The organism is Acinetobacter bouvetii (assembly GCF_902753875.1).
Lineage (GTDB): Bacteria > Pseudomonadota > Gammaproteobacteria > Pseudomonadales > Moraxellaceae > Acinetobacter > Acinetobacter bouvetii_A.
Window position 1 is genome coordinate 1 of record NZ_CADDTS010000048.1, and the last position, 26023, is coordinate 26023.

General features: G+C 41.0%; 26 protein-coding genes. 4 read left to right on the plus strand and 22 right to left on the minus strand.

Going from position 1 to position 26023, the window contains the following annotated elements:
* Window positions 1-152: 152 nt before the first annotated feature.
* The 14 genes from alr to ppsA all read right to left on the minus strand — a co-directional run bounded on the left by alr (window position 153) and on the right by ppsA (window position 15912).
* Window positions 153-1217 carry an alanine racemase gene (gene alr, locus FB6_RS13595; protein WP_174560496.1) on the minus strand — a complete coding sequence of 355 codons (1065 nt, stop codon included), beginning with the start codon at window positions 1215-1217 and terminating at the stop codon, window positions 153-155.
* A 329-nt stretch (window positions 1218-1546) separates the two neighbouring features.
* Window positions 1547-2995, minus strand: coding sequence for a replicative DNA helicase (gene dnaB, locus FB6_RS13600; protein WP_174560497.1), 1449 nt, complete (start codon window positions 2993-2995; stop codon window positions 1547-1549).
* Between the two features lie 186 nt (window positions 2996-3181).
* Window positions 3182-3628 carry a 50S ribosomal protein L9 gene (gene rplI, locus FB6_RS13605; protein WP_086200293.1) on the minus strand — a complete coding sequence of 149 codons (447 nt, stop codon included), beginning with the start codon at window positions 3626-3628 and terminating at the stop codon, window positions 3182-3184.
* Window positions 3629-3637: 9 nt separating this feature from the next.
* A complete protein-coding gene (gene rpsR, locus FB6_RS13610; protein ID WP_004719336.1) occupies window positions 3638-3865 on the minus strand; it encodes a 30S ribosomal protein S18 in 228 nt (75 codons plus the stop codon).
* 11 nt (window positions 3866-3876) lie between these two features.
* Window positions 3877-4263, minus strand: a complete 387-nt coding sequence (gene rpsF, locus FB6_RS13615; RefSeq protein WP_086197267.1) for a 30S ribosomal protein S6 — start codon at window positions 4261-4263, stop codon at window positions 3877-3879.
* Between the two features lie 141 nt (window positions 4264-4404).
* Window positions 4405-5157, minus strand: a complete 753-nt coding sequence (locus FB6_RS13620; protein WP_174560750.1) for a DUF3142 domain-containing protein — start codon at window positions 5155-5157, stop codon at window positions 4405-4407.
* A 57-nt stretch (window positions 5158-5214) separates the two neighbouring features.
* The gene (locus FB6_RS13625) at window positions 5215-7329 is read right to left on the minus strand and encodes a hypothetical protein (RefSeq protein WP_174560498.1); all 2115 of its coding nucleotides are present in this window, start codon (window positions 7327-7329) and stop codon (window positions 5215-5217) included.
* Window positions 7330-7440: 111 nt separating this feature from the next.
* Window positions 7441-8319 (minus strand): heme o synthase, encoded by an 879-nt coding sequence (cyoE, locus tag FB6_RS13630; RefSeq protein WP_174560499.1) that lies wholly within the window; start codon window positions 8317-8319, stop codon window positions 7441-7443.
* Between the two features lie 10 nt (window positions 8320-8329).
* Complete coding sequence (locus tag FB6_RS13635) at window positions 8330-8656, minus strand: cytochrome o ubiquinol oxidase subunit IV (protein WP_174560500.1); 327 nt, start codon at window positions 8654-8656, stop codon at window positions 8330-8332.
* Window positions 8656-9276: a cytochrome o ubiquinol oxidase subunit III gene (cyoC, locus tag FB6_RS13640; protein ID WP_174560501.1), complete on the minus strand. Its 621-nt coding sequence runs from the start codon at window positions 9274-9276 to the stop codon at window positions 8656-8658. Before cyoC ends, FB6_RS13635 begins: the two co-directional genes overlap by 1 nt.
* Window positions 9277-9280: 4 nt before the next feature.
* Window positions 9281-11269: a cytochrome o ubiquinol oxidase subunit I gene (cyoB, locus tag FB6_RS13645; protein ID WP_174560502.1), complete on the minus strand. Its 1989-nt coding sequence runs from the start codon at window positions 11267-11269 to the stop codon at window positions 9281-9283.
* A 3-nt stretch (window positions 11270-11272) separates the two neighbouring features.
* Window positions 11273-12343, minus strand: coding sequence for a ubiquinol oxidase subunit II (gene cyoA / locus FB6_RS13650; protein WP_174560503.1), 1071 nt, complete (start codon window positions 12341-12343; stop codon window positions 11273-11275).
* 316 nt (window positions 12344-12659) lie between these two features.
* A complete protein-coding gene (locus FB6_RS13655) occupies window positions 12660-13430 on the minus strand; it encodes an RDD family protein (RefSeq protein ID WP_174560504.1) in 771 nt (256 codons plus the stop codon).
* 103 nt (window positions 13431-13533) lie between these two features.
* Window positions 13534-15912: a phosphoenolpyruvate synthase gene (ppsA, locus tag FB6_RS13660; RefSeq protein WP_174560505.1), complete on the minus strand. Its 2379-nt coding sequence runs from the start codon at window positions 15910-15912 to the stop codon at window positions 13534-13536.
* A 153-nt stretch (window positions 15913-16065) separates the two neighbouring features.
* Between ppsA and ppsR the strand changes: the two genes are divergently transcribed.
* Window positions 16066-16902, plus strand: coding sequence for a posphoenolpyruvate synthetase regulatory kinase/phosphorylase PpsR (gene ppsR, locus FB6_RS13665; protein WP_174560506.1), 837 nt, complete (start codon window positions 16066-16068; stop codon window positions 16900-16902).
* Between the two features lie 69 nt (window positions 16903-16971).
* Entirely contained in the window at window positions 16972-17742 is a 771-nt protein-coding gene (locus tag FB6_RS13670; protein ID WP_174560507.1) for a hypothetical protein, read from the plus strand.
* A gap of 218 nt (window positions 17743-17960) precedes the next feature.
* Here the strand turns inward: FB6_RS13670 and FB6_RS13675 are convergent, their stop codons facing one another.
* The 8 genes from FB6_RS13675 to FB6_RS13710 all read right to left on the minus strand — a co-directional run bounded on the left by FB6_RS13675 (window position 17961) and on the right by FB6_RS13710 (window position 23725).
* Complete coding sequence (locus FB6_RS13675; protein WP_174560508.1) at window positions 17961-18098, minus strand: hypothetical protein; 138 nt, start codon at window positions 18096-18098, stop codon at window positions 17961-17963.
* Between the two features lie 22 nt (window positions 18099-18120).
* Window positions 18121-18675, minus strand: coding sequence for a flavoprotein (locus FB6_RS13680; RefSeq protein ID WP_174560509.1), 555 nt, complete (start codon window positions 18673-18675; stop codon window positions 18121-18123).
* An 18-nt stretch (window positions 18676-18693) separates the two neighbouring features.
* Window positions 18694-19623: a ferritin-like domain-containing protein gene (locus FB6_RS13685; RefSeq protein WP_174560510.1), complete on the minus strand. Its 930-nt coding sequence runs from the start codon at window positions 19621-19623 to the stop codon at window positions 18694-18696.
* A 254-nt stretch (window positions 19624-19877) separates the two neighbouring features.
* Window positions 19878-20354 carry an inner membrane protein YiaA gene (gene yiaA, locus FB6_RS13690; RefSeq protein ID WP_174560511.1) on the minus strand — a complete coding sequence of 159 codons (477 nt, stop codon included), beginning with the start codon at window positions 20352-20354 and terminating at the stop codon, window positions 19878-19880.
* Window positions 20355-20535: 181 nt separating this feature from the next.
* Window positions 20536-21537, minus strand: a complete 1002-nt coding sequence (locus tag FB6_RS13695) for an LLM class flavin-dependent oxidoreductase (protein WP_174560512.1) — start codon at window positions 21535-21537, stop codon at window positions 20536-20538.
* A gap of 150 nt (window positions 21538-21687) precedes the next feature.
* A complete protein-coding gene (locus FB6_RS13700) occupies window positions 21688-22200 on the minus strand; it encodes a hypothetical protein (protein WP_174560513.1) in 513 nt (170 codons plus the stop codon).
* Between the two features lie 459 nt (window positions 22201-22659).
* Window positions 22660-23097 (minus strand): hypothetical protein, encoded by a 438-nt coding sequence (locus tag FB6_RS13705; protein ID WP_174560514.1) that lies wholly within the window; start codon window positions 23095-23097, stop codon window positions 22660-22662.
* 196 nt (window positions 23098-23293) lie between these two features.
* A complete protein-coding gene (locus FB6_RS13710) occupies window positions 23294-23725 on the minus strand; it encodes a hypothetical protein (RefSeq protein ID WP_174560515.1) in 432 nt (143 codons plus the stop codon).
* 367 nt (window positions 23726-24092) lie between these two features.
* Between FB6_RS13710 and prfA the strand changes: the two genes are divergently transcribed.
* Window positions 24093-25181 carry a peptide chain release factor 1 gene (gene prfA, locus FB6_RS13715; RefSeq protein ID WP_174560516.1) on the plus strand — a complete coding sequence of 363 codons (1089 nt, stop codon included), beginning with the start codon at window positions 24093-24095 and terminating at the stop codon, window positions 25179-25181.
* Complete coding sequence (prmC, locus tag FB6_RS13720; RefSeq protein WP_174560517.1) at window positions 25181-25999, plus strand: peptide chain release factor N(5)-glutamine methyltransferase; 819 nt, start codon at window positions 25181-25183, stop codon at window positions 25997-25999. The genes prfA and prmC overlap by 1 nt, the downstream gene beginning before the upstream one ends.
* Window positions 26000-26023 lie beyond the last annotated feature (24 nt).

A 26023-nucleotide genomic window follows, 5' to 3' on the forward strand; every position in this document is an offset into this window, starting at 1 on the left:
TCTTCTAGAGTGAGATGAGTATAGTTCATGATGCAACTTTGACTTTGGTCGGTCGGAAGCAAAATGCTAGCTCATCTTGCTTCCTTCCAATAATTTAATCTCTGTTGCACTTCATTTGAGAATCTAATGTTTTAAATACTAGCTTTTAAATTTTATTTTCGGATTGGGCGAGCGCTGAGGCGGCATAACAGTTCATAACCAATGGTACCATTGGCTTCTGCAACATCATCAACCAAGCGGTTTTTACCCCAGAGTTCAACTTCAGTGCCAATAGGTGCATCTATACCGGTAACATCAATGGCAATCATGTCCATAGCAACACGACCAATTACACGGGTCTCTTGACCATTGATTGCGACATAGTTTTGTTTTGGAAATGCGCGCGGATAACCATCACCATAACCAATTGAAACTATGGCTAAATCCATTTCTTTATCAGCTGTGAAGGTTGAACCATAACCGACATGTTCGCCAGCTTGAATATGGTTCAATGCAATAATTTCAGCCGTAAACGTCATAACCGGTTTGAGATCGAGATCATGAGCCGAGCGATCTGCAAATGGTGATGCTCCATACAGCATGATGCCTGGACGAACAAAATCAAAATTCAGTTCCGGCCATTTATAAATTGCCGCTGAATTACAGCAAGAACCCATAATTGGTGCACAAGCTTCTTTAACTTGCAGGAATTGTGACTTTTGCTGTTCATTCAATGGATGGTCGGCATCGGCATTGGCAAAATGCATGGCAAGTACGCAGGTAAAACCTTCCGCTTTGAGTGAGTTAATCACATCTATAATTTCGGGTACTTTAAAACCTAAACGGTTCATACCACTATTAAGTTTAACCCAAACTTTCAGATTTTTGCCAATATAAGCTTGTTTGTGTGCACGTAACCAGTCTAATTGTTGTTGGTGGTGTACGATGCATTCAATATTATTTTCTATGACAACCTGCATTTCATCTTCAGAGAAAATACCTTCGATGAGCGTGATCGGTTGTTGATAGCCCAGTTCGCGAATTTCTAAAGCTTCTTCAAGGCAGGCGACACCAAAGGCATCTGTTCCACTTAAGGCTGCTAAACAGTCTTTGACTCCATGTCCATAAGCATTGGCTTTAACCATACTGACAATTTGGGCAGTTGGTGCAAGTTGTTTGACACGGTTTAAATTATATTGCAGAGCTTCTCTGTCAATATAAACTGTTGCTTGGCGCACCCTGATTACTCCTTGGGAATACAATGAAACATAACAGTGATTTATAAAATAAAATCACTTATAAGCTATGTATGAATAAGATAGATATGCTTGTGATTTCACTCGTGTGAGCGTAAATAACTGAAGCGGAAGCGGGTTAATATTGTAGACCTATGGCTGAAAATAAACACTAAGTTAAACTGGATTTTTCTATAAATCTTAAACAGAAAAATTTATGCATTATTCAATAACGATGAATTAAAACCATGAAATGAAATAATAAGTTTTAATAGGTTTGACCAATACTAAAAACACATAAAAAAACGAGGTTATATACCTCGTTTTAGCCCTTATTCTTCATCATCAAACTGAGCATAGAACTCAGGTGAAAGATTACTAAAGCGGGTATATTGACCTTCAAAAGCTAAACGGACGGTACCAATAGGGCCGTTACGCTGCTTACCAATAATAATTTCAGCGGTGCCTGCTTCTTTGGATTCCTTGTTATACACTTCATCACGGTAAATAAACATGATCAAGTCGGCATCCTGCTCGATCGCACCCGATTCACGTAAGTCTGACATCACAGGACGTTTATTCGGACGGTTTTCCAGAGAACGGTTAAGCTGAGACAAGGCAATTACAGGACACTGCATTTCTTTGGCAAGTGCTTTTAAGCTTCGGGAAATTTCTGAAATCTCGCCTACACGGTTATCGCCCATACCCGGAACTTTCATTAGCTGCAAATAATCGACCATGATACAGCCAATTTTGCCACCATGTTGTTTGGCGATGCGACGAGCACGAGCACGTAATTCAGTCGGTGGAAGGGCTGATGAATCATCAATATACAGATGTTTTTCTTGTAATTGCAAAATGGTACCCGTGACTTTGGACCATTCATCACCATCGAGTTTACCGGCACGTAAATGCCCTTGATGCACTTTACCGTAAGCGGAAATCAGACGCATGGCGATGGAATCTGCGGGCATCTCCATAGAGAAGACTAGGGCAGGTAAGTCGCAGTTGAATAAAACACTTTCCACCAGATTCATGGCAAAAGTGGTCTTACCCATAGATGGACGTGCGGCCACAATAATCAAGTCACCCGCTTGCATGCCCGAAGTTTTATTATCTAGTTCCAAAAACCCGGATGTTAAACCGGTAATATTGCCTTCCATTTGCGAAAGTTCATTTAACTTATCAAATACATCGGCAACAACGGTATTGATCGGTTTTGGGCCTTGCGCTTTAGCATTGTTATTATGTTGTTCCGCAATCGAAAAGATATTGGTTTCGGCAAGATCTAAGATTTCACCCACAGTACGGCCCTTGGTATCATAGGCATTTTGCAGAATTTCAGTACTGACTTTAATCATGCTACGTAAAGTTGAAAATTCTTTGATTTTATTGGCATAGGTTTCCAGGTTATAGAAACTGGAAGGGGAATCTGCCATCAGCTGCATCAAATATTCTTCACCGCCAATCGCATCCAAAAGATTCTGTTTGATCAGCCAGTCATTCACCAAAACTGCATCATAAGGTGAATTTTCTTGAGATAATTTTTCTATGGCACGGAAAATATATTTATGACGGGTGGCATAAAAGTCATTTTCACTCAGCACGTCACCGACTTGTTCAAAAGATTCGGCAACAGTCATTAATGCAGCGAGCACGGCTTGTTCAATCGCCAGATTATGTGGTGGCGTACGAAATTCTTTTAATTGTTGCGTCGAGTCGGTTGACTTTGCATCTTTATTAAAAGTATTTGTATTCGCTGTGGCAGTTGCCTGTGACATATGGAACCTTAATTTTAATTCAATAAAATAGCCGTCTGTGCTTGACTGACTTTTACGAGAAATTGTGTAAGAGGATAACCTAAATCAAGCCTGGAGAGGGAAGAAACGTGATAAAAAAAGACGAATTTTAAAAATTTAGAGATAAAAAAAGAGCATGCCAAAGCATGCTCTTTTTCTTGCAAGAAATTACTCAGATACGATAGTAACGAGAACTTCAGCAACAACATCATGATGCAATTGGATTGCGATGTTGAATTCACCAGTGTTACGAAGCGCACCATTTGGTAAACGAACTTCTGCACGGTCTACAGTAAGACCAGCATTAGTTAAAGCGTCAGCGATGTCACGAGTACCGATAGAACCGAATAGTTTACCTTCGTCACCAGCTTTAGCAGTGATTACGATGTTTACTTCGTTCAATTGGTCAGCACGTGCTTGAGCAGCAGCTAAAACGTCAGCTTCAGCTTTCTCAAGTTCAGCACGACGAGCTTCAAAAGCAGCAGTGTTAGCTTCAGTCGCTGCAACTGCTTTACCTTGAGGGATAAGGAAGTTACGGCCGTAACCAGCTTTAACTGATACTTTATCGCCTAATTTACCAAGGTTTTTAATGCGTTGTAATAAGATAATATCCACAGCTCAACCTCACTTATGATTGTCAGTGTAAGGGATCAACGCTAAGTAGCGAGCTTGTTTGATAGCAAGCGCCAATTGACGTTGGTAACGAGCTTTAGTACCTGTAATACGGCTAGGAACAATTTTGCCGTTTTCAGTGATATACTGTTTCAAAGTATCGATATCTTTGTAGTCGATGTACGTAACGTTCTCAGCTGTAAAGCGGCAGAACTTGCGACGACGGTAAAAACGTGCCATTGATGTTCTCCTTATGCTTCAGCAGAGTCTTGAGCTTGTTGTGCTTCTTCACGTTGAGCTTTACGCGCACGTTTTTCTTCAGCACTCTTAGCAAGTAAAGACTCTTCAGTGATTGCGTGTTCACGACGAATAATAACATTACGAAGGATTGCGTCGTTATAACGGAACAATTCTTCTAATTCATTAAGCGTAGCTTGACCACATTCAACGTTCATTAAGATGTAGTGAGCTTTGTGAATTTTGTTAATTGGGTAAGCCAATTGACGACGGCCCCAATCTTCTAAACGGTGAATTTGACCTTCAGCTTCTTTGATGTGAGTTAGGTAACGTTCTACCATACCCACAACTTGATCGCTTTGGTCTGGATGTACCAAAAGTACGATTTCGTAGTGACGCATTGTCAGCTCCTTACGGTTTATACAGCCTCTAAGTAAATACCTAGGGGCAAGGAGTCACAACCAAAGTTGTGTCGCAATAATTGCGAAGCGTGAATTTTAGAGCGTTTGAGTTTGAAATACAAGGTATTCCATTAAAAAGCCTTAATTATTTTGTGGAATAGTCTCGGGTTTTGAACGCAATAGAAATACCACATAACCTTTAAAATTAGGGTCTTGAGCTAAATATTTGGGTGCTTGCCATTGACCATGTTGTACTAAGCCAATTTTATAGGGCAATTGCAGTTGAGCGACTTTGGCTAAATAGGCTGAATAATTGGTAATCGTCGTGCTGCCACGGTAGGTTTGAATGGCAATTTCATCTATATTCTGTCGTAGCAAAGTTAATGTGTTTGGATTTTTAATATTCGTCCAGTCCATAAGGCCGGTAATACTCAAGCGATATTCTTGCGGCAGTTGCCGTCTTATATTTTGCAGAAAAACTGCATATTGCTGCAAATTTTGAGTTTTTGCATCAAAGTCAATTTGTAAGCCCTGAATTTGATTACTAGCGTTTTTCCATTGCTGTAAACGCTGTATCACCATTTCAACATTCGCCTCAGACCAGTTTAAATGATGGCTGCGAATCACCAGCCAAATTTTCTGCTGAGGTTTTTGCAGAATACCAATGCCTTGTGGGATAAAAACAGGAGTACGCTTAGTTCGATCCCAATTCATTTCACCTTGTAAAATGTAGAGCTCTTTCGCGTGGTGTAAATAAGCTGCGCTGGAAATATTGCCCCAAATCCAAAAACTGGAATATTGCTGTGCATTGACACGTTGAGCCGTTTGGCTTTGAGGCTGAGCGATATCTTCTGATTGAGCAGGTGAGCATGCTGCACACAAAGCGATGTTGATAAAGACCAGAATGGAAAATAGTCTTGAGTACTTAATGATCTGCAAGCTCACAATGCATTACCAATAATATTTCAAAGATTTTGTCCATGAGGTATCTGGATAATCTCGCTTAATTTGATCGAACCATTGCTTTCTGACAGACTTTGCAACATCTTGGTCTTGGCAATCATTCGTGCCATTTGGGGAATAACACATAATGGAACGATACAGCGCATAAGCTTTTAATTCGGCAGCTGTACTGGTTTTGACAATATCTTTATAGACTTGACCGCGCGCAAAGACAGCGCCTTGGAAGCTGCTATGTTCTTTTTCGTTATAGGTTGAATTATTGACACTATAACCTTGCTCAGAACGGATATATTCACCTAAGCATAGTCGTAGATTGACATCTTTGGGTGATTTTTCTAGTTTTTGAGTTAAGGTGTATAAATCAGGACATTGCAAAGTATTGCTGATCTTATTGCCTTTCCAAACAAAATTACCGAGTGGCGGCTGATTTTTATAATGTTCAAAACTTTCGGTGTTATAAACATATTGCGCGGCATTTTTCGGTAATTGTCGATAGGCTTGATTAAATAAACTGTAGTTTTGATGAATCAAGGATTTTTGCAGCACAGTATAGAGCGCTAAATTTTTTTGATCTGTCTGTGCGGTTTGATCTTGAAGGATGTGCATCAAACTACGTTCATTTGCTGCGTTTTCTATAAAGCTTTTTTGCAATGTAGCTTGTTTGATTTTGGCTTGTGCACCTGCAAAAAGAGCAGGGTTATTTTGCTTGGCATAATATGAATAAAGCATAAGCTCTGCTAAACCACGTTGTTCTGCAGTTTTACTTGTCGTCAGTAAGTTCTCCCAATATTGCTGTGTGGCTGGTGTTTGTCCGCTGCTTTCTAAAATTCGACCTTTTAACCATACTTGACTTAATTGAAGATAATTTGTCAGGTTGGTGGGAGTATTTTGCGGCAAATATTTTAATGCTTCTTGCGCTTTGTTTTGCACATAGAATAAATGATTGGCCTGTAAAAACTGAAACAGTTCAGGTGAATTTTTGAAGTAATTTTTCTGTGCGTTTAGATCTGCCCAAGAAATCACAATGTCATCATCAGATTGTTTTTTTCGCATGTGCATGAGGTCATAAACACTGAGAAAAAAAGGATCTTTAAGATTTTTGGGATTAAAACGCTTGCTTTGAAATACCTGGCGATCTATTTCGTAAACCAAATTTGGCAGTTCTAAGTTATACACGCTGGATTTTGGGTTGTTGATCTGCCAAACATATTCGTTGATCAATAAATCATGTTTACCGCTCAACCAAAAACCACGGCGTAAATAGCCACGCGCACTCGCGGCGTATTGTCCATTTGGATAAAGCTTAAAATACTGAGTAATCTGATTAAAAAACTTGGTGAGCAGAGTCTGATTTAGTTTGTCATGATTTAGGTCACCATATTCACCCACGCCACTTTGATAAGCTTCATTAAGTGAACTGCGAATCAGCATATATTGTGATGTTTCTTTTATCCAAGCCGAATCCACTTGTGTAAGTACGGTGTAAATCTTAGTTGCTGTGGAAAAGTTAGTGTTATAGAAAGAAATAGTCGCATTTAAATAAGATGCGTATTGACGGGCGCTTGCTGACCAATTTGGATTGACTTGTATTAGGGCAAGTTTATCTGAACATGCATCAATTTTTTGCCGTGCTTTGATCAGCGTATCTTTTTCACTGCTTGAAAGTTTATGGTCAGTTTTAACTTGCTGAATAAAGGCCTGAGCACCATTTTTTAAACTACTACAATGTTCGGCATAAGTTAAATCGGGAGTAGGTAGCTGTGTACGCGCATTGGCTAATTTATTGCTGCTATGACTGACAATATTGGACACTTCAAATGGGACTTTACTGTAGTTGGTTTTCCAAAGTGTAGCTTTTTCTTCTTCAATATTGATTTTTGCTAAACCTAAATCACTGAGCAAAAGTAGCATGTTGGTTTGATTGTCATTTGCCGGATTAAGCGCAGGTAAATTATCACAGGCAGTATATTGATTACCCGCAACTTCTGTTGAAGGTTCGCAGTATTGATCGACACCGGCATGCGCTTGCAGGTGATAAAAAATGCTGAAAGGAATACAAACGGTAAATAGAGCAGAGCGAAGAAATTGTTGTTGATAAGACATAATGCACGAAAAATTATTATTGTGGGTGCAATGGTAGCAAGTTCAAAAGTATGAAAAAAGCGGTAGTGTTATAAAAAGGAGATAAAAAAGATAGAGAGAACTCTATCTTTTTTAAAACAGCGGTAAATGTGGAGCAGGTGAGACGTAGCTAAAACTGAAACTAAAACTTAATGCCGTAATTAAAATCACGGAATACAAGAAATAGCGTTTCGCCCAGACCTGATCATTTTCAGCTTTGAAGCCAATAAGTGACAAATACACCCAGTATGCACATAAGGCATTAAAGGTGATCAAGAAGAACATATTGGTATAGCCAAAACAATACAAACCATTTAACACCGCAGCAAACAGCAAGACATAAATCAGGCTTTCAACTTTCGTGCGGAAAATTGAACGTGCTACAGGCAAAATTGGAATGCCGGCATTTTTATAGTCGTCAAAGCGGTAAACCGCAATTCCCCATGAGTGTGGCATTTGCCAAAGTGCATAAGCTAAAAAAATCAGCAAAGCAGCAACATCAAACTCATTTGAAACAGCAGTGTAGCCAATCACGGGAGGGCTCGCGCCAGAAATACTACCAATCACGGTTTGGTGAATGGACGTACGCTTGCTCCACAGACTATAGAAAATTACATAAACCACAAAACCCAGTACAGCAAAGCCAAAAGCATAGGCATTAACAAAGAACCACAGCAGGCCGAAACCTATAATTCCCAATACCGCTGAAAACAGCAGTGCAACAGAAGGACTGATGGTTTTTTTGACCAATGCACGATTCATCGTCCGTTCCATCTTTTGATCGATGTCTTGATCAATGACGTTATTGACGACGCAGCCAGAAGCCACAACCAATGTTGTACCAAGCAGGGTGATGAAAAGGAGAAGGAAATCTACAGACCCCTGAGCGGCTAAGAAGAAGCCGCCCAGAGTGGTAACGAAGTTACCAAAGAGAATTCCTGGTTTTGTCAGGAATAAATACTTTTTCAGCATGACGACCAGTTTAGATCATCATGTTGTAGTGAAGGTAGTTCATGATCCATACAGAACCAACTAATAGAATAGCAATGGTTAATACTGTATAGATAAATGCAATCACGTTCCAGCGTTGCTCTGAAGAAGAGTTCATGTGCAAGAAATACATTAACTGCACAAGAATCTGAGCAACTGCAGTAATCGCAATTACAGTAATCAAAATGCCGCGGCCAAAACCACCAGCCATCACCATTCCAAAAGGAATGATGGTGAGGATGATAGATAGGATGAAACCAACGGTATATTGTTTGAAGTTACCGTGTGCTGCACCAGCAGAGTTATGATCATGACTCATTAGAGAACTCCCATCAAATAAACTACGCTGAATACACAGATCCAAACGATGTCAAGGAAGTGCCAGAACAAGCTTAGGCAAGCAAGACGACGTGTATTTGGTAGAGTCAAACCATTTTTCTTGATTTGAATCATTAACACGATCATCCAGACCAAACCTGAAGTTACGTGAATACCGTGTGTACCTACCAACGTAAAGAACGAAGATAGGAAAGCACTTGTACTTGGACCATAACCTTCATGAACTAAATGATTGAATTCATAAAGTTCCATGCCGATGAAGCTGGCACCAAATAACCAAGTCACAATAAGCCACATAATTACTTTAGCAGCGTCTTTTTTGTATGCAGCAAGAACGGCAAAACCAAAAGTTACAGAAGAGATCAAGAGAGCAAAAGTTTCAGTTAAAACGAAACCTAAAGACTCACCAAAAAGCTCTTTTGCACTTGGAGTACCGACAGGAACATGACTGCTTAATACAGCGAACGCGATGAAGAGTGTACCGAATAAAATCAAGTCACTCATCAAGTAAGTCCAGAAACCAAAGACAGTGATGTCAGTATCATCGTGATGATGATGTTCGTCATGTCCGTGGTTGTCGTGATGAAGTACTTCAGCCATGGTCTTAGTCCTTCTTCAAGTGTTTTTCAAGTTGAGCATAGCGTTCAGCTTCAATGCGTTCAACTTCAGCAGCAGGTACATAGTAATCCACTTTCTTAGTGAAAGAAGAAGCAATGAAGCTGATGATTGCAGCAATGAAGGTTACAGCTACTAGCCACCAAATGTGCCAGATTAATGCAAAGCCCATTACAGTAATGAACATCGCAATAATGAAACCAGCCGCACGGTTGGTTGGCATATGAATATCTTCATATTGAGTTGGTTTAGCGTATGCTATGCCGTTTTCTTTATCAGTCCAGAAAGTATCAATACCATTGATCTTTGGAAGATAAGCAAAGTTATAGAATGGAGCAGGAGATGAAGTTGACCATTCAAGTACACGACCATCCCAAGCATCGCCTGTAATGTCCATGTTGTCTTTGCGTTGTAAGAAACCAACAACGATTTGCATAATGAAACATGCAATACCAAGTGCAACAAGAACTGCACCAAACATCGCGATGTTTACATATGGATCCCAATCCGGGTTGTCAAATGTATTCAAACGACGAGTCATACCCATGAAACCAAGGATATAAAGTGGCATGAACGCAAAATAGAAACCGAAGAACCAGAACCAGAATGCAGCTTTACCCCAAGCTTCATTTAGTTTCCAGCCAAACATTTTTGGCCAGTAGAAAATGATACCCGCGAACATTGCGAATACAACACCACCAATAATTACGTTATGGAAGTGAGCGATCAGGAATAAAGAGTTGTGTACCAAGAAGTCCGCTGGTGGAACTGCCATCAATACACCTGTTAAACCACCGATACCGAAAGTCACAAGGAAGCCAAGTGTCCAAAGCATAGGGGTAGTAAAGGTAATGCGACCCTTGTACATGGTGAATAACCAAGAGAAGATTTTCACACCAGTAGGGATGGCAATAATCATGGTCATGATACCGAAGAACGCGTTAACGTTGGCACCTGCACCCATGGTAAAGAAGTGGTGAACCCATACAACGAATGACAATACTGTGATTGCTACAGTTGCATACACCATTGATTTGTAACCGAACAACGCTTTGCGAGAGAAAGTCGCAACAACTTCTGAGTAAATACCAAAAGCAGGTAATACCAAGATGTAAACTTCTGGGTGACCCCAAGTCCAAATCAAGTTTACATACAACATTGGGCTACCACCCAAGTCATTTGTAAAGAAGTGGAAACCGAAGTAACGGTCAAGTGACAACATTGCAATAGTTGCAGTCAACACTGGGAACGCTGCGATAATCAATACGGCTGTACATAAAGCTGTCCAGGTAAAGATTGGCATATCCATAAGTGTCATGCCAGGTGCACGCATTTTAATGATGGTAACAAAGAAGTTCACACCAGTTAAAAGTGTACCCAGACCTGAAATTTGCAGTGCCCAAATGTAGTAATCCACACCTACACCAGGAGAATATTCGATACCAGAAAGAGGTGGATAAGCCATCCAACCTGTTGCAGCGAATTCACCAATTGCAAGTGAAGCCATCATCAAACCAGCAGCACCGGCGAATAACCAGAAGCTCAATGAGTTTAATAATGGGAATGCAACGTCGCGTGCACCGATTTGAAGCGGTACAGAGATGTTCATTAAACCAACAACAAGACCCATTGCCACGAAGAAGATCATGATTACGCCATGCGCAGTAAAGATCTGATCGTAATGTTCTGGATGTAAATAGCCTTCACCACCACCTTTTGCAAGGAACTGCTGAAGACGCATCATGATTGCATCGGCAAAGCCACGCACTAGCATGACAATGGATACAAAGATGTACATGATACCAATTTTTTTATGGTCTACAGATGTGAACCATTCGTTCCACAAGTAGCTCCATTTTTTAAAGTAGGTGATACCTGCAACAACTGCAATACCGCCTAGGACCATCATTGCAACTGTTACCAGCACGATTGGATCGTGTGGAATTGCATCAGGACCTAACTTACCTAATAAGCTCATGTCTTATTCCCCTACAGAAGCAGTCGCATGATCAGCACCTGCATGAGCTTCAGAAGCAGCAGCTTCATGACCAGCAGTCGCTGAATGATCAGCACCGTGGTAATTACTCATGTATTTGTTGATCACAGATTCGAACAATTTAGGCTCTACTGAAGAATAATAAGTCACTGGGTGTGGCTTAGTTGGGTAAGGCTTCATTGCTTCAGCAGCAGCCTTCTCTTCAGGAGTTTGGGCATTCACAACCATTGCTTCGATTTGGTGCTTAGAACGGTTACCGTCACGTAAGGTTGCAAATTCAGCTTGGTCTAAAACAGTTTTTTGAACTGCTTCAGGATTTACTGAAGTACCGTTACCTGCTTTAACTGCAGCGACCCATTGCGCGAACTGAGCGTCAGTCACAGAGTGAGCACGGAAACGCATTTGCGAGAAGCCATAACCTGAATAGTTAGAAGAGAAACCGCGGTAGCCTTCAGCTGGGCTGGTTTCATTTGCCAAGAAGTTCAGGTGAGTCTGCATCCCTGCCATAGCATAAATCTGACCAGACAATGCAGGAATAAAGAACGAGTTCATTGTGAAGTTAGAAGTTAAACGAAGGCTAACCGGAGTTTTTTCTGGGAAGCGAATTTCGTTAACAGTTGCAATGTTTTGTTCTGGGTAGATGAAGATCCATTTGAATTGTTCAGCAATAACCTGAACAGTTAATGGTGCTTTATCTGACTCAAGCGGACGGTATGGGTCATACTTGTGGGAACCCCACCAAGTTAACCAAGCTAAAATACCAATAATAATGACAGGAATACCCCATACTACAATTTCAATTGCAGTTGAGTGTGCCCATGTAGGTTTATAGTCTGCATCTTTATTCGACGCGCGATATTTCCAACCAAACCACAATGCCATAACTGCTGATGGAATAACCACCAAAAGCATTAAGTAAATCGCAGTCATCATCAGGCTACTTTGACCTTCAGCAACTGGACCTTTTGAGTTTAGAAGTACCATATCACCACCGCACCCAGTCAAGAGTGCAGCCATCGCAGATAAAGACAATACAGCTAAAATTGTTTGTCTCATTTTACAACCTCGGTGAAGAGTCCCATTCCCTAATTTAATATGGGATAGCGATTAAAGTGTCGCATGATTGAGAATGTTTATTTACACTTAGAAATTCTAAGCATACTAAAGCCTTCTCAATCATGAGACACCGCTACGTTGTAGGGCATTATGCCTTATATCGACAAACTAAGCTATATGTAAAATGGCTTTAAATACCTGTTATAAAAACTGATTTTTTTACTCGGAATTAATCTTTTAATATAATAATTTTAGTTTAATATCAATATTCTGGGGAAAAACAGGGATGTAAAAATATCCCTGTTGAATTGTGTGATTATTGTTTGATCACTTTGGTTTTTGCCAATTGATCGTGTAAAGTTTGACGCTTTTTACCAAATGCAAAGACATGATCAATGATGGTGATGAAAGGCATGAACAACATATTCAGGATAATAAAAATAAAACTGCGTAGTGTAAATGCGCGCATCAGGCTGACTTTTTCACCGGTATTGATATCGACAATTTTGATTTTGGTGAGTTTTTTGCCAATGCTTTGACCTGATTTTGCCAGCAAAAAGGCCTGTATACCCAGCATGATAATGATGTAGACAAACATTGCCTGCCATGCCTCTACTGGAATGAGACTAAACAATTGCTGTTGTAATTGCATGGCTTGAGTTGAGCTGTCAGCAGACTGCATTTTTTGTTGAATCTCGGATAACTGGTTCACTTGTTCGGGTTTTAAAAAGAACGAAGGAATCGCAGCCGCAGGTAGCCAAAGCAATAAATCAATAATTTTGGCCAATACTCGTGTACTAATGGAAGCGAGTTCATTATTTTGAACTGATTTTCTTTCCACCTGAATTTTACTGATGCCTGAATTCTGCGCAGGAGCTTGGTGAGTGAAAGTAGGCGGAGCTGTATAACCTGCAGGTTCATATACAAGTTTACCTTGGGTTAATTCACCTAAAGCCTTCCATTCAGTCATACCTTGGTGCCAAGCCAAGTCTGTAAGCAAAACTTGCTGGCTAGCGAGCATTTGATTCAGTTGCTCTATGGTGTATGGACCAGCTTGTTGATTATTACGAGCCAAGTAAATTTGCATAAATATTAAATCTCAAAAACGTGAATTGGGTTTGTATAGCAAACCTTTAAATTATAGATGAAAAAAAAAGACCCACATGTGGGTCTTTTTTTAACATAGTTTATTAAGCTTGTTGAGCTTTTTCTTCAGCAAGGAAGAACCAGGTGTCTAAAACTGAGTCTGGATTTAATGATACAGATTCAATACCTTGTTCCATTAGCCATTTAGCAAGGTCTGGGTGATCAGAAGGGCCTTGACCACAAATACCTACGTATTTACCTGCTTTACGACAAGCATGGATGGCCATAGAAAGCAATGCTTTAACTGCTGGATCACGTTCGTCAAACAGGTGAGAAACAATGCCTGAGTCACGGTCAAGACCAAGTGTTAACTGAGTCAAGTCATTAGAACCGATAGAGAAACCATCGAAGTGTTCAAGGAACTGTTCAGCTAACAATGCGTTAGTTGGAAGTTCACACATCATGATCACTTTAAGACCATTTTCACCACGTTTAAGACCGTTAAGTGCTAACAGTTCAATAACACGTTTCGCTTCAGCAACTGTACGTACAAAAGGAATCATGATTTGAATGTTGGTTAAACCCATTTCGTCACGTGCTTTTTTCAACGCGCGGCATTCAAGTTCGAAACAGTCACGGAAGTTATCAGAAACATAACGGCTTGCACCACGGAAGCCCAACATTGGGTTTTCTTCTTCCGGTTCGTATAACTTACCACCGATCAAGTTTGCATATTCATTTGACTTGAAGTCAGACATACGAACAATTACTGGTTTGTCAGCAAAAGCAGCAGCAAGAGTAGAGATACCTTCAACCAATTTTTCTACATAGAATTCGATTGGAGAAGAGTAACCTGCAGTACGAGCCATTACAGCTGCACGAGTTTCGCGTGGCAGGCTGTCAATGTTTAACAATGCTTTAGGATGTACACCAATCATACGGTTGATGATGAATTCTAAACGAGCAAGACCTACACCTTCGTTCGGGATTTGCGCAAAGTCAAATGCACGGTCAGGGTTACCGACGTTCATCATGATCTTGAACGGAAGTTTAGGCATAGATTCAATAGAGTTACGTTGAATTTCGAAATCTAAAGAGCCTTCATAAATAAAGCCAGTATCACCTTCAGCACAAGAAACAGTCACTTCTTGACCATCAGTCAATACTTCAGTTGCATTACCACAACCTACAATTGCTGGAACACCAAGCTCACGAGCAATGATTGCAGCGTGACAAGTACGACCACCACGGTTAGTAACAATGGCAGCAGCACGTTTCATGACTGGTTCCCAATCCGGGTCAGTCATGTCTGATACAAGTACGTCACCGTCTTGTACTTTGTCCATTTCTTTGATAGAGGTTACGATGCGAACGCGGCCAGAACCGATACGTTGACCGATTGAGCGACCTTCACAAAGAACAGTACCTTTTTGTTTTAACAGGTAACGCTCCATAGTGCCGACATTTTCACGGCTTTTCACAGTTTCAGGACGTGCCTGAACGATATAGATTTGACCGTCATCACCATCTTTGGCCCATTCAATATCCATAGGCGCTTGATAATGTTCTTCAATAATCAAGGCTTGTTTAGCCAACTCTTGAAGTTCATGGTCATTCAGAGCGAATTGTTGACGATCAGCTTTTTCTACATCTACGACAACAACCGATTTACCTGCAGCGCCTTCTTCACCATAAACCATTTTTTGATGTTTAGAGCCTAAGTTGCGGCGAAGGATAGAGTGTTTACCGTTTTTAAGCAGCGGTTTGGAAATATAGAATTCGTCAGGGTTTACTGCACCTTGAACGACCATTTCACCCAAGCCGTAAGAAGCGGTGATAAATACTGCGTCACGGAAACCAGATTCTGTATCAAGTGTGAACATTACACCCGCAGCGCCAGTTTCAGAGCGAACCATGCGTTGTACACCTGCAGAAAGAGCAACAACGTCATGTGCGAAGTTTTGGTGTACACGGTAAGAAATAGCGCGGTCGTTATAAAGTGAAGCAAACACTTCTTTGATCGCGATTAAAACGTTATCAATACCGCGAATGTTCAAGAAAGTTTCTTGTTGGCCGGCGAAAGATGCATCCGGTAAGTCTTCTGCTGTCGCAGATGAACGAACGGCAACCGCGATATCAGGGTTGCCGTTAGAAAGTTCTGCAAAAGCGTCACGAACTTCTTTTTCGAGTTCAGGCGTAAGTGGAGCATCTACAATCCATTGACGGATTTTAGCGCCAGTTTCAGCTAGAGCGATAACGTCATCAACGTTAAGCGCTGCAAGCTCTGCGTTAATTTTAGCGTTCAGGCCACTTTTCTCGAGGAATTCACGATAAGCAGCAGCTGTAGTAGCAAAACCACCAGGTACAGAAACACCAGCATTTGATAAATGGCTGATCATTTCGCCCAAAGATGAGTTTTTACCACCCACGAGTTCTACGTCGTGTTTCCCTAATTTTTCTAGACCAATTACGCGCGCTTCCAAAGTTGTTACTCCACTTTTGCAGTATTAATCACTATCTTGGCATGAAATTATAACAAATCGCTGAGCTTTTTGATTTACTCGGCGACAGTCATGTAAGATCGGTTTACTATAAAGATTATATAGCACTTAGACAAATATTTGAGGAGAATTTTAATGTCAGAAGGTAAACAGATAAAGCGCAGTGTTTTTTTTATATCCGATGGTACTGCAATTACTGCTGAAACCCTTGGCCATTCACTGTTGGCACAGTTTCCTCATGTAGATTTTGACATTCATATTATTCCTTATATTAGCTCTGAAGAGGCCGCAATGAATGTGGTCGCTGAAATCAACCAGCGCGCTGATCTGGATGGGCAACAGCCATTGGTGTTTGATACCCTTGTAGATCCCTATGTACGGGACATTATCAACACTGCGAATGCTGTAAATCTTGATGTTTTTGAGGGGCTTATTGGTAAACTTTCTGAGGTTTTGGGGACGGCTCCTACAACTTTAGTCGGACAAACCCATGCAGTCACTGATTCTGAGTCTTATAAAGCGCGTATTGATGCGGTTCATTTTGCCTTGGATAATGATGATGGCGCGCGTACCCGTCACTATGACAAAGCAGATTTGATCCTGATTGGTGTATCACGCTCCGGTAAAACACCGACTTCAATTTACTTGTCATTACAGTTTGGTATTCGCGTTGCGAACTATCCTTTGACTGAAGAAGATCTGGATGACAACCGTTTGCCATCGGTTTTAAAAGAACATAAACATAAGCTGTTTGGCTTGATGATTGATGCCGAGCGCCTTGTGGCGATCCGCACAGAACGTAAGGCTAACAGTCGTTATGCAAGTTTCAGTCAATGTCAGATGGAACTGCGCGCGGTAGAGGGTATTTATATTTCTGAAGGGATTAAATATCTGAATGTTTCTGAAATGTCGATTGAGGAAATTTCAACCCGTATTTTACAGATGACGGGGCTTAAACGTCGCATTGGTTAAATTTAAAAGTAGAGTTAAATCAAGGTTTAACTCTACTTATTAATAATCGAAAATAACAAGTGTCATAATATGAATAAAATATTAAAACTCAATCAGCAGATTTTGTGTTTAGCTATTTTGGCTTTGCTAACTAGTCATGTTTTTGCTGAATCTTTGGTTCAATTTGAAAGTAATCTGATCAATCAATATGATAAAGTCAGTTTAACCGACAGTTATGAAAGTGAAGGTATTAACCAAGAAGTTAGTTTAAAAATATCTAATTTTATTCAAAGTCATCCACAAAGTTTTGCCTATAATTTTAAAAAATTAGTCAGTAAAAGCATGGTTTCGATCCGCTATAGCCCTGATCAAAAGCTTAAATTTTATACGTTTGATATTTCTGCTGGCGGTACTATGCGGGAATTTGAGTCCTATGTGCAGTTTAAATATAAGGGCAACGTCATTACACAGGCACTAGCCGACAGTGGATTTATCAAATCGATTCAGCAAACCGAGCTGAATAAAGTGCCCACGTATTTTATTTCCCGGACGTATATTGGCAGTAGTTGTGTAGGTGCATATGATATTCAAGCCGCACAAATTCAAAATGCCAAATATAAAGCGGTAAAGGTGTTTAAGACCAAAACCAAAGCACTGGATCATATTGATGTCAGTTATGACTGTCATTATTATCCAAAAAATATTCAACCTTATAATATGAACCGTCACTATATTCGTGTTTCCAAAAATCTTGGAAATATCGATATTTTAGTCATTAAACCATCAGGTGAATTAACTCCAAATTATTTGCGCTATCAAAAAACCAAAAGCAATTATCAATATATGGGTACGGTAAAATAAGGCCTAAAAAAAGAGGCATTACTGTCTCATAGCATAGTCTTGTAAAGTTTCGTTAATGAAATAGCTTTGTTATGTTTTGATTCTTTGCCTATTCGAAGATTTTAAATCATCACATTGAGTTGGAAGCATTTACTGCCCCAGTTTTTCAAGAAAATCAAATGACATTTGTGTAGGCGATCTCTTACTTTTGAGAGGCCAAAAGTAAGCAAAAGCCTTTGTTATCCATACACAACGTCCTGAGCCAGTTTTAAGCACTGCTTTAAAATGCAGTGCAAGGATGGATAACGTGTGGCATCCTTGCCACACTGCGTGTATCCAAAGTTTGCTTGAATTAAACTCTGGAACAGGAATGGCATTACAGCCTCTTTTTTGAAGACATTAATAAGTGGTAATAACCACATCTACAATATGTTCAACACCTTCCATGCTTTGCACTGCATTTTCAGTGATTTTGACTATAGGCCAGGTAATCAGTTTGCAATTGGCACGTTGTAATGCAGCGTAATAACTATCAGATTTATAAAAAACCTTATTTTCAGTTGCTGAATTCGGCATGAGCTGACGCTTTAACCAGGTATCTTGAACTTGCGACTCCAGATAACGAATGGCCAATAAAGATTTCACCCTGTTGTTAAACAAACGGCGATTTTTCACGATTAAAGGATGTGAAAGCAGTTTATGTATGCCTTTTTCAGTTTGTGGCAATATAAAAAGCGGTGTCATTTGAAAGACTTTGACAAATTGGGCTTTAGTGCAGATCTGCTCCAAATGCATTACAGTCATTTGATTGCCACCAACTACAGCCACATTTAAATCTGTAAAATCATAATTTTTAATATCTTCTGATGCGATAATTTTTCCTTGGAATTTTTGGAAAAAATCAGGCGAATTTTGAAAGAAACCATCCAATGGATTCTTTTTCTTGTTAACCATTTGCATATCCTTGTTTTTTTACTTTGTTGCAGTTGGTTCTGCAGTTAACTGGTATATCCAAGATGGAACTTTTGGTAAAGATTTTTCTGGAATCTGGTCAGTCATCGCCACCATGGCATCTACAGGAATATGGAACCATTTTTGCTTGCGATCAATCACTTTATAGGCATGAAACTGGATAATCTGAAACCAGGGATTACGACGGCCAGCGACTGTTCTGCCACCAATTTTGGAAAATTTATTCATTGCTGAATAGAGTTTTTCTTCAGCCAGTCCAAGTTTAATGACGTTGTCACGCATTTTATTGATCAACGGCAAATAGGCTAGAATTCCCAAAATCATGCGCGGATCAAGCGCTCTTGCTGCCATTTGGGAAAGTTGAATGAAGGTTTTATTGTAGCCTTGCGCTTCCATGACACTAAAACCGACGCCCAGATGTCGGGCTTCATCACCATTAATCAATTTAAAAGCCTGATGACAGACCGGATCATCGACGCTATCGAGTAAAAAGGTGCATAAGGCACCATCCAGCGCAACTTCTAGCATGGGAATGACCGCACCCAAAATATAGAAGGGCATATCATCGGCATAGGTATCTAGCCATTTAATAATCAGCCGCAGATTTTTATTGGGCTTGGGAATGTCGCCTTCTAACATGCCCCAACGTTTCATCAGTGCCATTTCCGCATTGGCATGTCGCTGTTCTTCAGCATGAAAAATGGCATACATTTCACTTAAAGTCGGGTTTGGTGCTTTTTTTGACATCGCAGCAAATGCACGCGCGCCAATATGTTCAATCCACATTAAGTCGGCCATAAAGTCTTTCAGTTTTGGCCATTGCTCGGACGTGATTAGCTCTTTTCCTGGTGCATTCCAGTCAATATCAGATAAAGTCCATTGGGTATTTTTGACTTTATCCAGCATTTTTTCTAGGTCAATTGAAGCCATGACTACACCTGTAGCAGCATTGTTTTCATACCAGTGTAGGAGAAATCATACGGATGTAATGTGCGGAACTGCTTAAACTGATATGACTGATTTTGCCAATGCTTTAGTCTACTGATTTATAGAGATAATTTATTTAACTATTTGATATTAAAAAATAAAGACTTATCATTAGAGGACAAGTCTTATCTTTAAAAGCAGGCTGGTGTTAGACAATGCTGAAATGGAAGAGTGAGCTCAATAGGCTAGAAGTGGATTTAATTCTGTTCATCATCCTGTTCAAAATTTTTAAAGTCCGCATTTAAAAAATGAGGCATGCCGGATGATGGCGTATGCACTCTCAGATAGTCTAAATCGCGGATATTTTTCTGCACGGCCACAGCACCAAATAAACTCAGTAAAAAAGCCATGATATAAAAACCTTTTTCACTTAAATCCAGTGATGCATTCCATAAACCCAGTGCAAGTAATGTAATGCAGATGACAATCGAGGCCCAGCACAGTCCAAAATAAATCGCAGTGACATGCATGCCTTCGAGTTTATCGCGGACAATTTTTTGCAAAGAAACGGCAGCAAATAGCCCATATAAAATCAGGATCAGATAATAACCCTTTTCATTCAGCAGCATGTCGGCATTCCATAAGCCAATCAGATAGGCGGCTATGCCAGTGATGAGGGCAATCCAACTGGCTGCAATAAATGCAGAGGTCGGTTTATTGATATATTGATTCATTCTTTTATTCCATTTTAATAGTCGTATATTTTTTATACAGATATTATGCCGAAGCCTGAAGATTTAGCAATTGTTGTGCTTATATATTGAATAAAATTGATGTTTTAATGATTGGTGTTTTTCCATCTGCGCATAAAAAAATAGCACCGAAAACGGTGCTATAGTGCGTATTGGTACAGACTTAAGAATTTTTGATCTGCATTAATAATTCAAAGTTTTCAAGTCGTTTGTCTGTGTCGTAAATATCACAGGTAAAAATAAACTCATCGACATTATATTTTTCTAATAGCCTTTCCAAACCGGCTTTGACGGTCTCTGGCGAACCTATTTGTGCCAGGGCATAGAAATTGTCGACCGACATTTTTTCTGCAGGTGACCAAAGTCCTTCCATGCTGGCAACTGGCGCTTTCAGTTTTAAGCTTTGTCCACGCATCAAGCCAAGCACCCGCTGATAGGCACTGGTCGCCAGATATTGTGCTTCTTCATCGCTTTGTGCCACCACCGTCGGAACACCCATGGAAACATAAGGTCGATCCAAATATTCAGATGGTTCAAAGTTTTCTCTATACAGTTTGATCGCTTGATCCAGCATACGTGGCGCAAAATGTGAAGCGAATGAATAGGGAAGGCCTAGTTTTGCAGCCAGCTGTGCACTAAACAGGCTGGAACCCAATAACCAGACTGGAACATGGGTGTTTTGTCCAGGAGTCGCGACAATCCGTTGATGAGGAACAGGGGCTTTGAAATATTGCAGGATTTCCAGCACATCTTGCGGGAATTGGTCTTCGGTTTCCTTGCGGCCACGGCGTAAGGCACGCATGGTGACCTGATCAGTGCCGGGTGCCCGGCCAAGTCCCAGTTCAACACGATTCGGATAAAGCGTAGCTAAAGTGCCAAATTGTTCTGCCACCACTAAAGGCGCGTGATTAGGTAGCATAATGCCGCCTGAACCGACTTTTAAGCTGTGCGTATTGGCTAAAATATATCCCAATAACACCGCTGTTGCAGAACTGGCAATACCATCCATATTGTGATGTTCGGCCAGCCACAGTCGGCGATACCCTAATTGTTCCGCTTTTTGGGCCAGTGCCAATGCATGATGCAGTGAAAATTCTATGCTTTTATCATCACGGACCGGCGCAAGTTCGAGAATGGAAAATTGAGTGTCTTTTAAAGAACGCATTTGTTTTCTCTAAGATGAAAGGCTAGAGAAAGCATACGTTGCTTGCTTGAATTTGTATATCGTTTTTTTTCGATATATTAAAAGTGAGAGTATGATTTAGGTCATGGACATATAAAAAAGCACCCGAAGGTGCTTTTAAGTGTTCTTAAATTAACGGCGTTTGTACCAGCCTAAATGGCGTCCATTGTCATGGCGGTCGTTGTAGCGGTAACTATTGTTACGACGGTCATAGCGATCATGATAGCGACGCTCATCATGATCATATCGTTCATCATAACGATCGTCGTAACGGCGGTCTTCACTGACTTTTTTACCTAGTACAGCACCACCGGCTGAACCTAAGCCTGCGCCAATATAACCACCGTTCGTGCCACCCATATTTTTACCGACGGTATAGCCACCAGCACCACCTAAGGCACCACCGATCACAGCACCAGTACGGTCACGGCGATTAGAGGCAACACCTGCACCTGCACCACCACCGATTGCAGAGCCAATCATGGCGCCTGTCGTACCACCCATTTGTTTACCCACGGCAGCACCGACCACGCCACCCAAGGCAGAAGTTAAGGCTGTATTTGTTGTATTACCTGCATTGGCTGTCGTCATGGTTAAAGCAGACGATGCCACGACAGCAGCAAGAAGGATTGAATTGAATTTCATGGCAAACTCCTTTTGGAAGCTTTTGTTATTTCTTGAGCTAAATGTAATAAAAAATGTGGAAAGCAAAATGGATGAGTTGTTCATGATTTGTATTTTTATCCGGTATTTTCTTCATAATTTATTCATAAATGACACTATTCCATCATTATGGACTGAAAAGTGCTATCAGCATGATTTGGCACACAGGGTGTTGCGCTGTGGTTGTAGGCAAGTGATGTATTCAATTGACAAACATGAAGCTGACTTTAATGCCCTATAAGAGGGGGTTATTCTCTCAAAGATAATTCATGCGGGTTGATGTAAATATAAAGTGCTTGATGGGAATCACAGCATTGAAAATGGACTAAATCAAGAATGAACTTATCACTTTTATATTCGGAAGATGCTGTGCTTTTTAATCGAAGATGATCTAATAACGTAAAAAAAGCACCCGAAGGTGCTTTAAAAAGGAAACTAGAATTAACGACGATTATAACGTTTGTGGTTATAGCTATTATAACGACGGTCATAACGATCATCATAGCGGCGGTCTTCACTGACTTTTTTACCCAGAACCGAACCACCTGCAGCACCTAAAGCAGAACCGATATAACCACCGGTTGAACCGCCCATGCTTTTACCTACAGTATAACCACCGACACCACCTAAACCACCACCAATGGCTGCGCCAGTACGGTCACGTTTATTGGCTGAAACAGCAGCACCACCTGCACCACCGATCGCTGAACCAATCATGGCACCGGTATTGCCACCCATCTGTTTACCTACTGCAGTCCCCACAACGCTACCCAGAGCGGAGGTTAATGCAACGTTGGTGCTGTTACCCGCATATGTGGTGGTTGCTGTGACTGCTGAAGTTGCAACTACTGCGGCAAATAAAATTGAATTAAATTTCATGGCAAACTCCATTTGGAAGATTTCGTTATGTCTTGAGTCTAAGATAGTCCAAAGCTGGACAATGAAGATGGATGGCGTGTTAAGAGTTTGTGTTTTTTTCTGCCAAATTTATCCATAATTAACAAGTAATAAGCCTGCTAGATATAAAAAAAGCACCCGAAGGTGCTTTTTTCTGATCCTGTCTGCAGGTCATTGATTAACGATGGCTGCGACGGTATTTTTTAGAGTGTTTTTTGTAAGAACGTTGGTCGGCATGACGGTCTTGTGATACTTTTTTTCCTAGAACCGAACCACCCGCAGCACCTAAAGCAGAACCGACGTAACCACCTGTAGTTCCGCCCATGCTTTTACCTACAGTATAACCACCAACACCACCTAGACCACCGCCAATGGCAGCTGCTGTACGGTCACGTTTGTTAGTTGAAACAGCAGCACCACCCGCACCACCAACTGCAGAACCAATCATCGCACCTGTGTTACCGCCCATTTTTTTACCAATCGCAGTACCTGCAACGCTACCTAATGCAGAAGTTGCGGCGATACGAGTTGAGTTGTCTGCATGAGCAGAAACAGTAAATACAGATGTAGCTGCGAATGCTGCGCTTAATAATAATGCATTCAGTTTCATAGTTAACTCCATGTTCAAAAAGTGAACGTTATAAGCAAGTTATTTCGATGCGGCAAATGTAACAAGAATTTTTTCCAACAATGTGGAGATGAACAAGGAGAGTTGTGGTGTTTAGTGTCTGCTTTGTAAAGTTATATTAATAATGTGTAGAAACACGCTCTAGATTAAACATTCAGGTCTTAAATGTGAATGAATCTGGCAGTGATTTAGATCACATTTTCTAAACCTTCCTTTTTATAAGCGGTTTTGTCTCCACAATATCTATGTCATTTAAGCCTTAGAATCGTTACACTAGGCACAATTTTTTTAAGCTGATCTATGTCATCCAAGGCATGGTGATGGCCTTTATCTTGAGATATTTTGCAAAATGAAAGAATCGTTACGTTTACGATTAGATCAACTTTCTGACCGTCACGAAGAATTAAACGCATTACTTGCCGATGTTGAAGTGATTTCAGATAACAAACGCTTCCGTCAATTGTCACGTGAACATAGTGACCTCTCCGAAATTACCGAAGTCTGGACTAAATTCCGTCAAGCCGAAGAAGATATAGAAACGGCTGAAGCCATGTTGAGCGATCCTGATTTTAAGGAAATGGCGGTTGAGGAAATTAAAGAAAATAAAGCGCTGCTGGAACAACTCGAAGCAGACCTCAATATCCTGATGATTCCAAAAGACCCAAATGATGCCAATTCGGCCTATCTGGAAATTCGTGCCGGAACAGGTGGTGATGAAGCGGCAATCTTCTCGGGTGATTTGTTCCGCATGTATAGCAAATATGCCGAATCACAGGGCTGGCGCCTTGAAATCCTGTCTGAAAATGAAGGCGAGCATGGTGGCTATAAAGAAGTCATCTGCCTGATTAATGGTGAAGGGGTTTACGGTCGCCTGAAGTTTGAAAGTGGCGCGCACCGTGTGCAACGTGTTCCTGCGACTGAATCACAAGGTCGCGTGCATACCTCTGCCTGTACAGTGGCGATTCTTCCTGAAGTGGATGTGGATACTTCAGTAGACATTAACCCGGCAGATTTACGGATTGATACTTACCGTGCTTCGGGTGCGGGTGGTCAGCACATTAACAAAACCGATTCCGCAGTGCGTATTACCCACATTCCAACCGGTACCGTGGTGGAGTGTCAGGATGAACGTTCACAGCATAAAAACAAAGCCAAAGCCATGGCTTTACTGGTTTCACGTCTGGAAAATGCCAAACGTGCCGCAGCAGATGCAGCGACTTCGGAAATGCGCCGTGACCTGGTCGGTTCAGGTGACCGTTCCGAACGTATCCGTACTTATAACTATCCGCAAGGCCGCATGACTGATCACCGTATTAACTTGACCTTATATAAGTTAGATGCGGTGATGGAAGGTGATTTAACCGAATTGCTCGACAGTTTACACCGTGAATATCAGGCAGATCAGTTGGCCCTTCTTGCACAGCAGAATGGTGGCTAATGAATATTGCACAGGCCTTGGCCTTACGCGGTGAAGCAGAGAGTTATGAACGCCAGGAAAATGCCTGGTTACTGGAGCATATCACCAAAATTGATGCTTTTGATTTGCCAATGAAAAAAGCGCTGGAATTAACAGCAGAGCAAGAGCAGGCATATCGGAGTGGGCTGGCACGTATTGCAGCGGGTGAACCTTTGGCCTATGTCACAGGTTCACAGCCATTCTGGACTTTAGATCTGAAAGTGACGCAAGACACCTTGGTGCCACGCCCGGATACAGAGGTTTTGGTTGAAACTGTTTTACGTTTAGACTTGCCTGAAGATGCCCGTGTTGTCGATTTAGGTACTGGAACGGGGGCGATTGCTTTGTCTCTGGCCAGTGAACGCCCAGATTGGTCAGTGACTGCTAGTGATATTTATGAACCGACTTTAGACGTTGCAGCGTTTAATGCGAAAAAGCATGATCTTGAGCATGTGCAATTTGTATTAGGTTCATGGTTTAAACCATTTGGTCGTGCTTTTTTTGATGTGATCGTATCGAATCCGCCCTATATTGATGCTGATGATGTTCACATGCAAGATCTTGCAACTGAACCAGAACGGGCTTTGGTTGCAGACAATCATGGGCTTGCCGACCTTGAGCAAATTATCCAGCAGGCTAAAAAGCATTTAACTGTCAATGGCTGGGTGGTGCTGGAACATGGCTATGATCAGGCTGAAGCCGTGCGACATATTTTTATCCAGGCCGGATATAAAGAAGTAAGAACGGTAAAAGATTATGGTGGTAATGACCGTGTAACTTTGGGGCAGTGGCCGCATTAATCGATTCAATAAAATAAAGCGCAT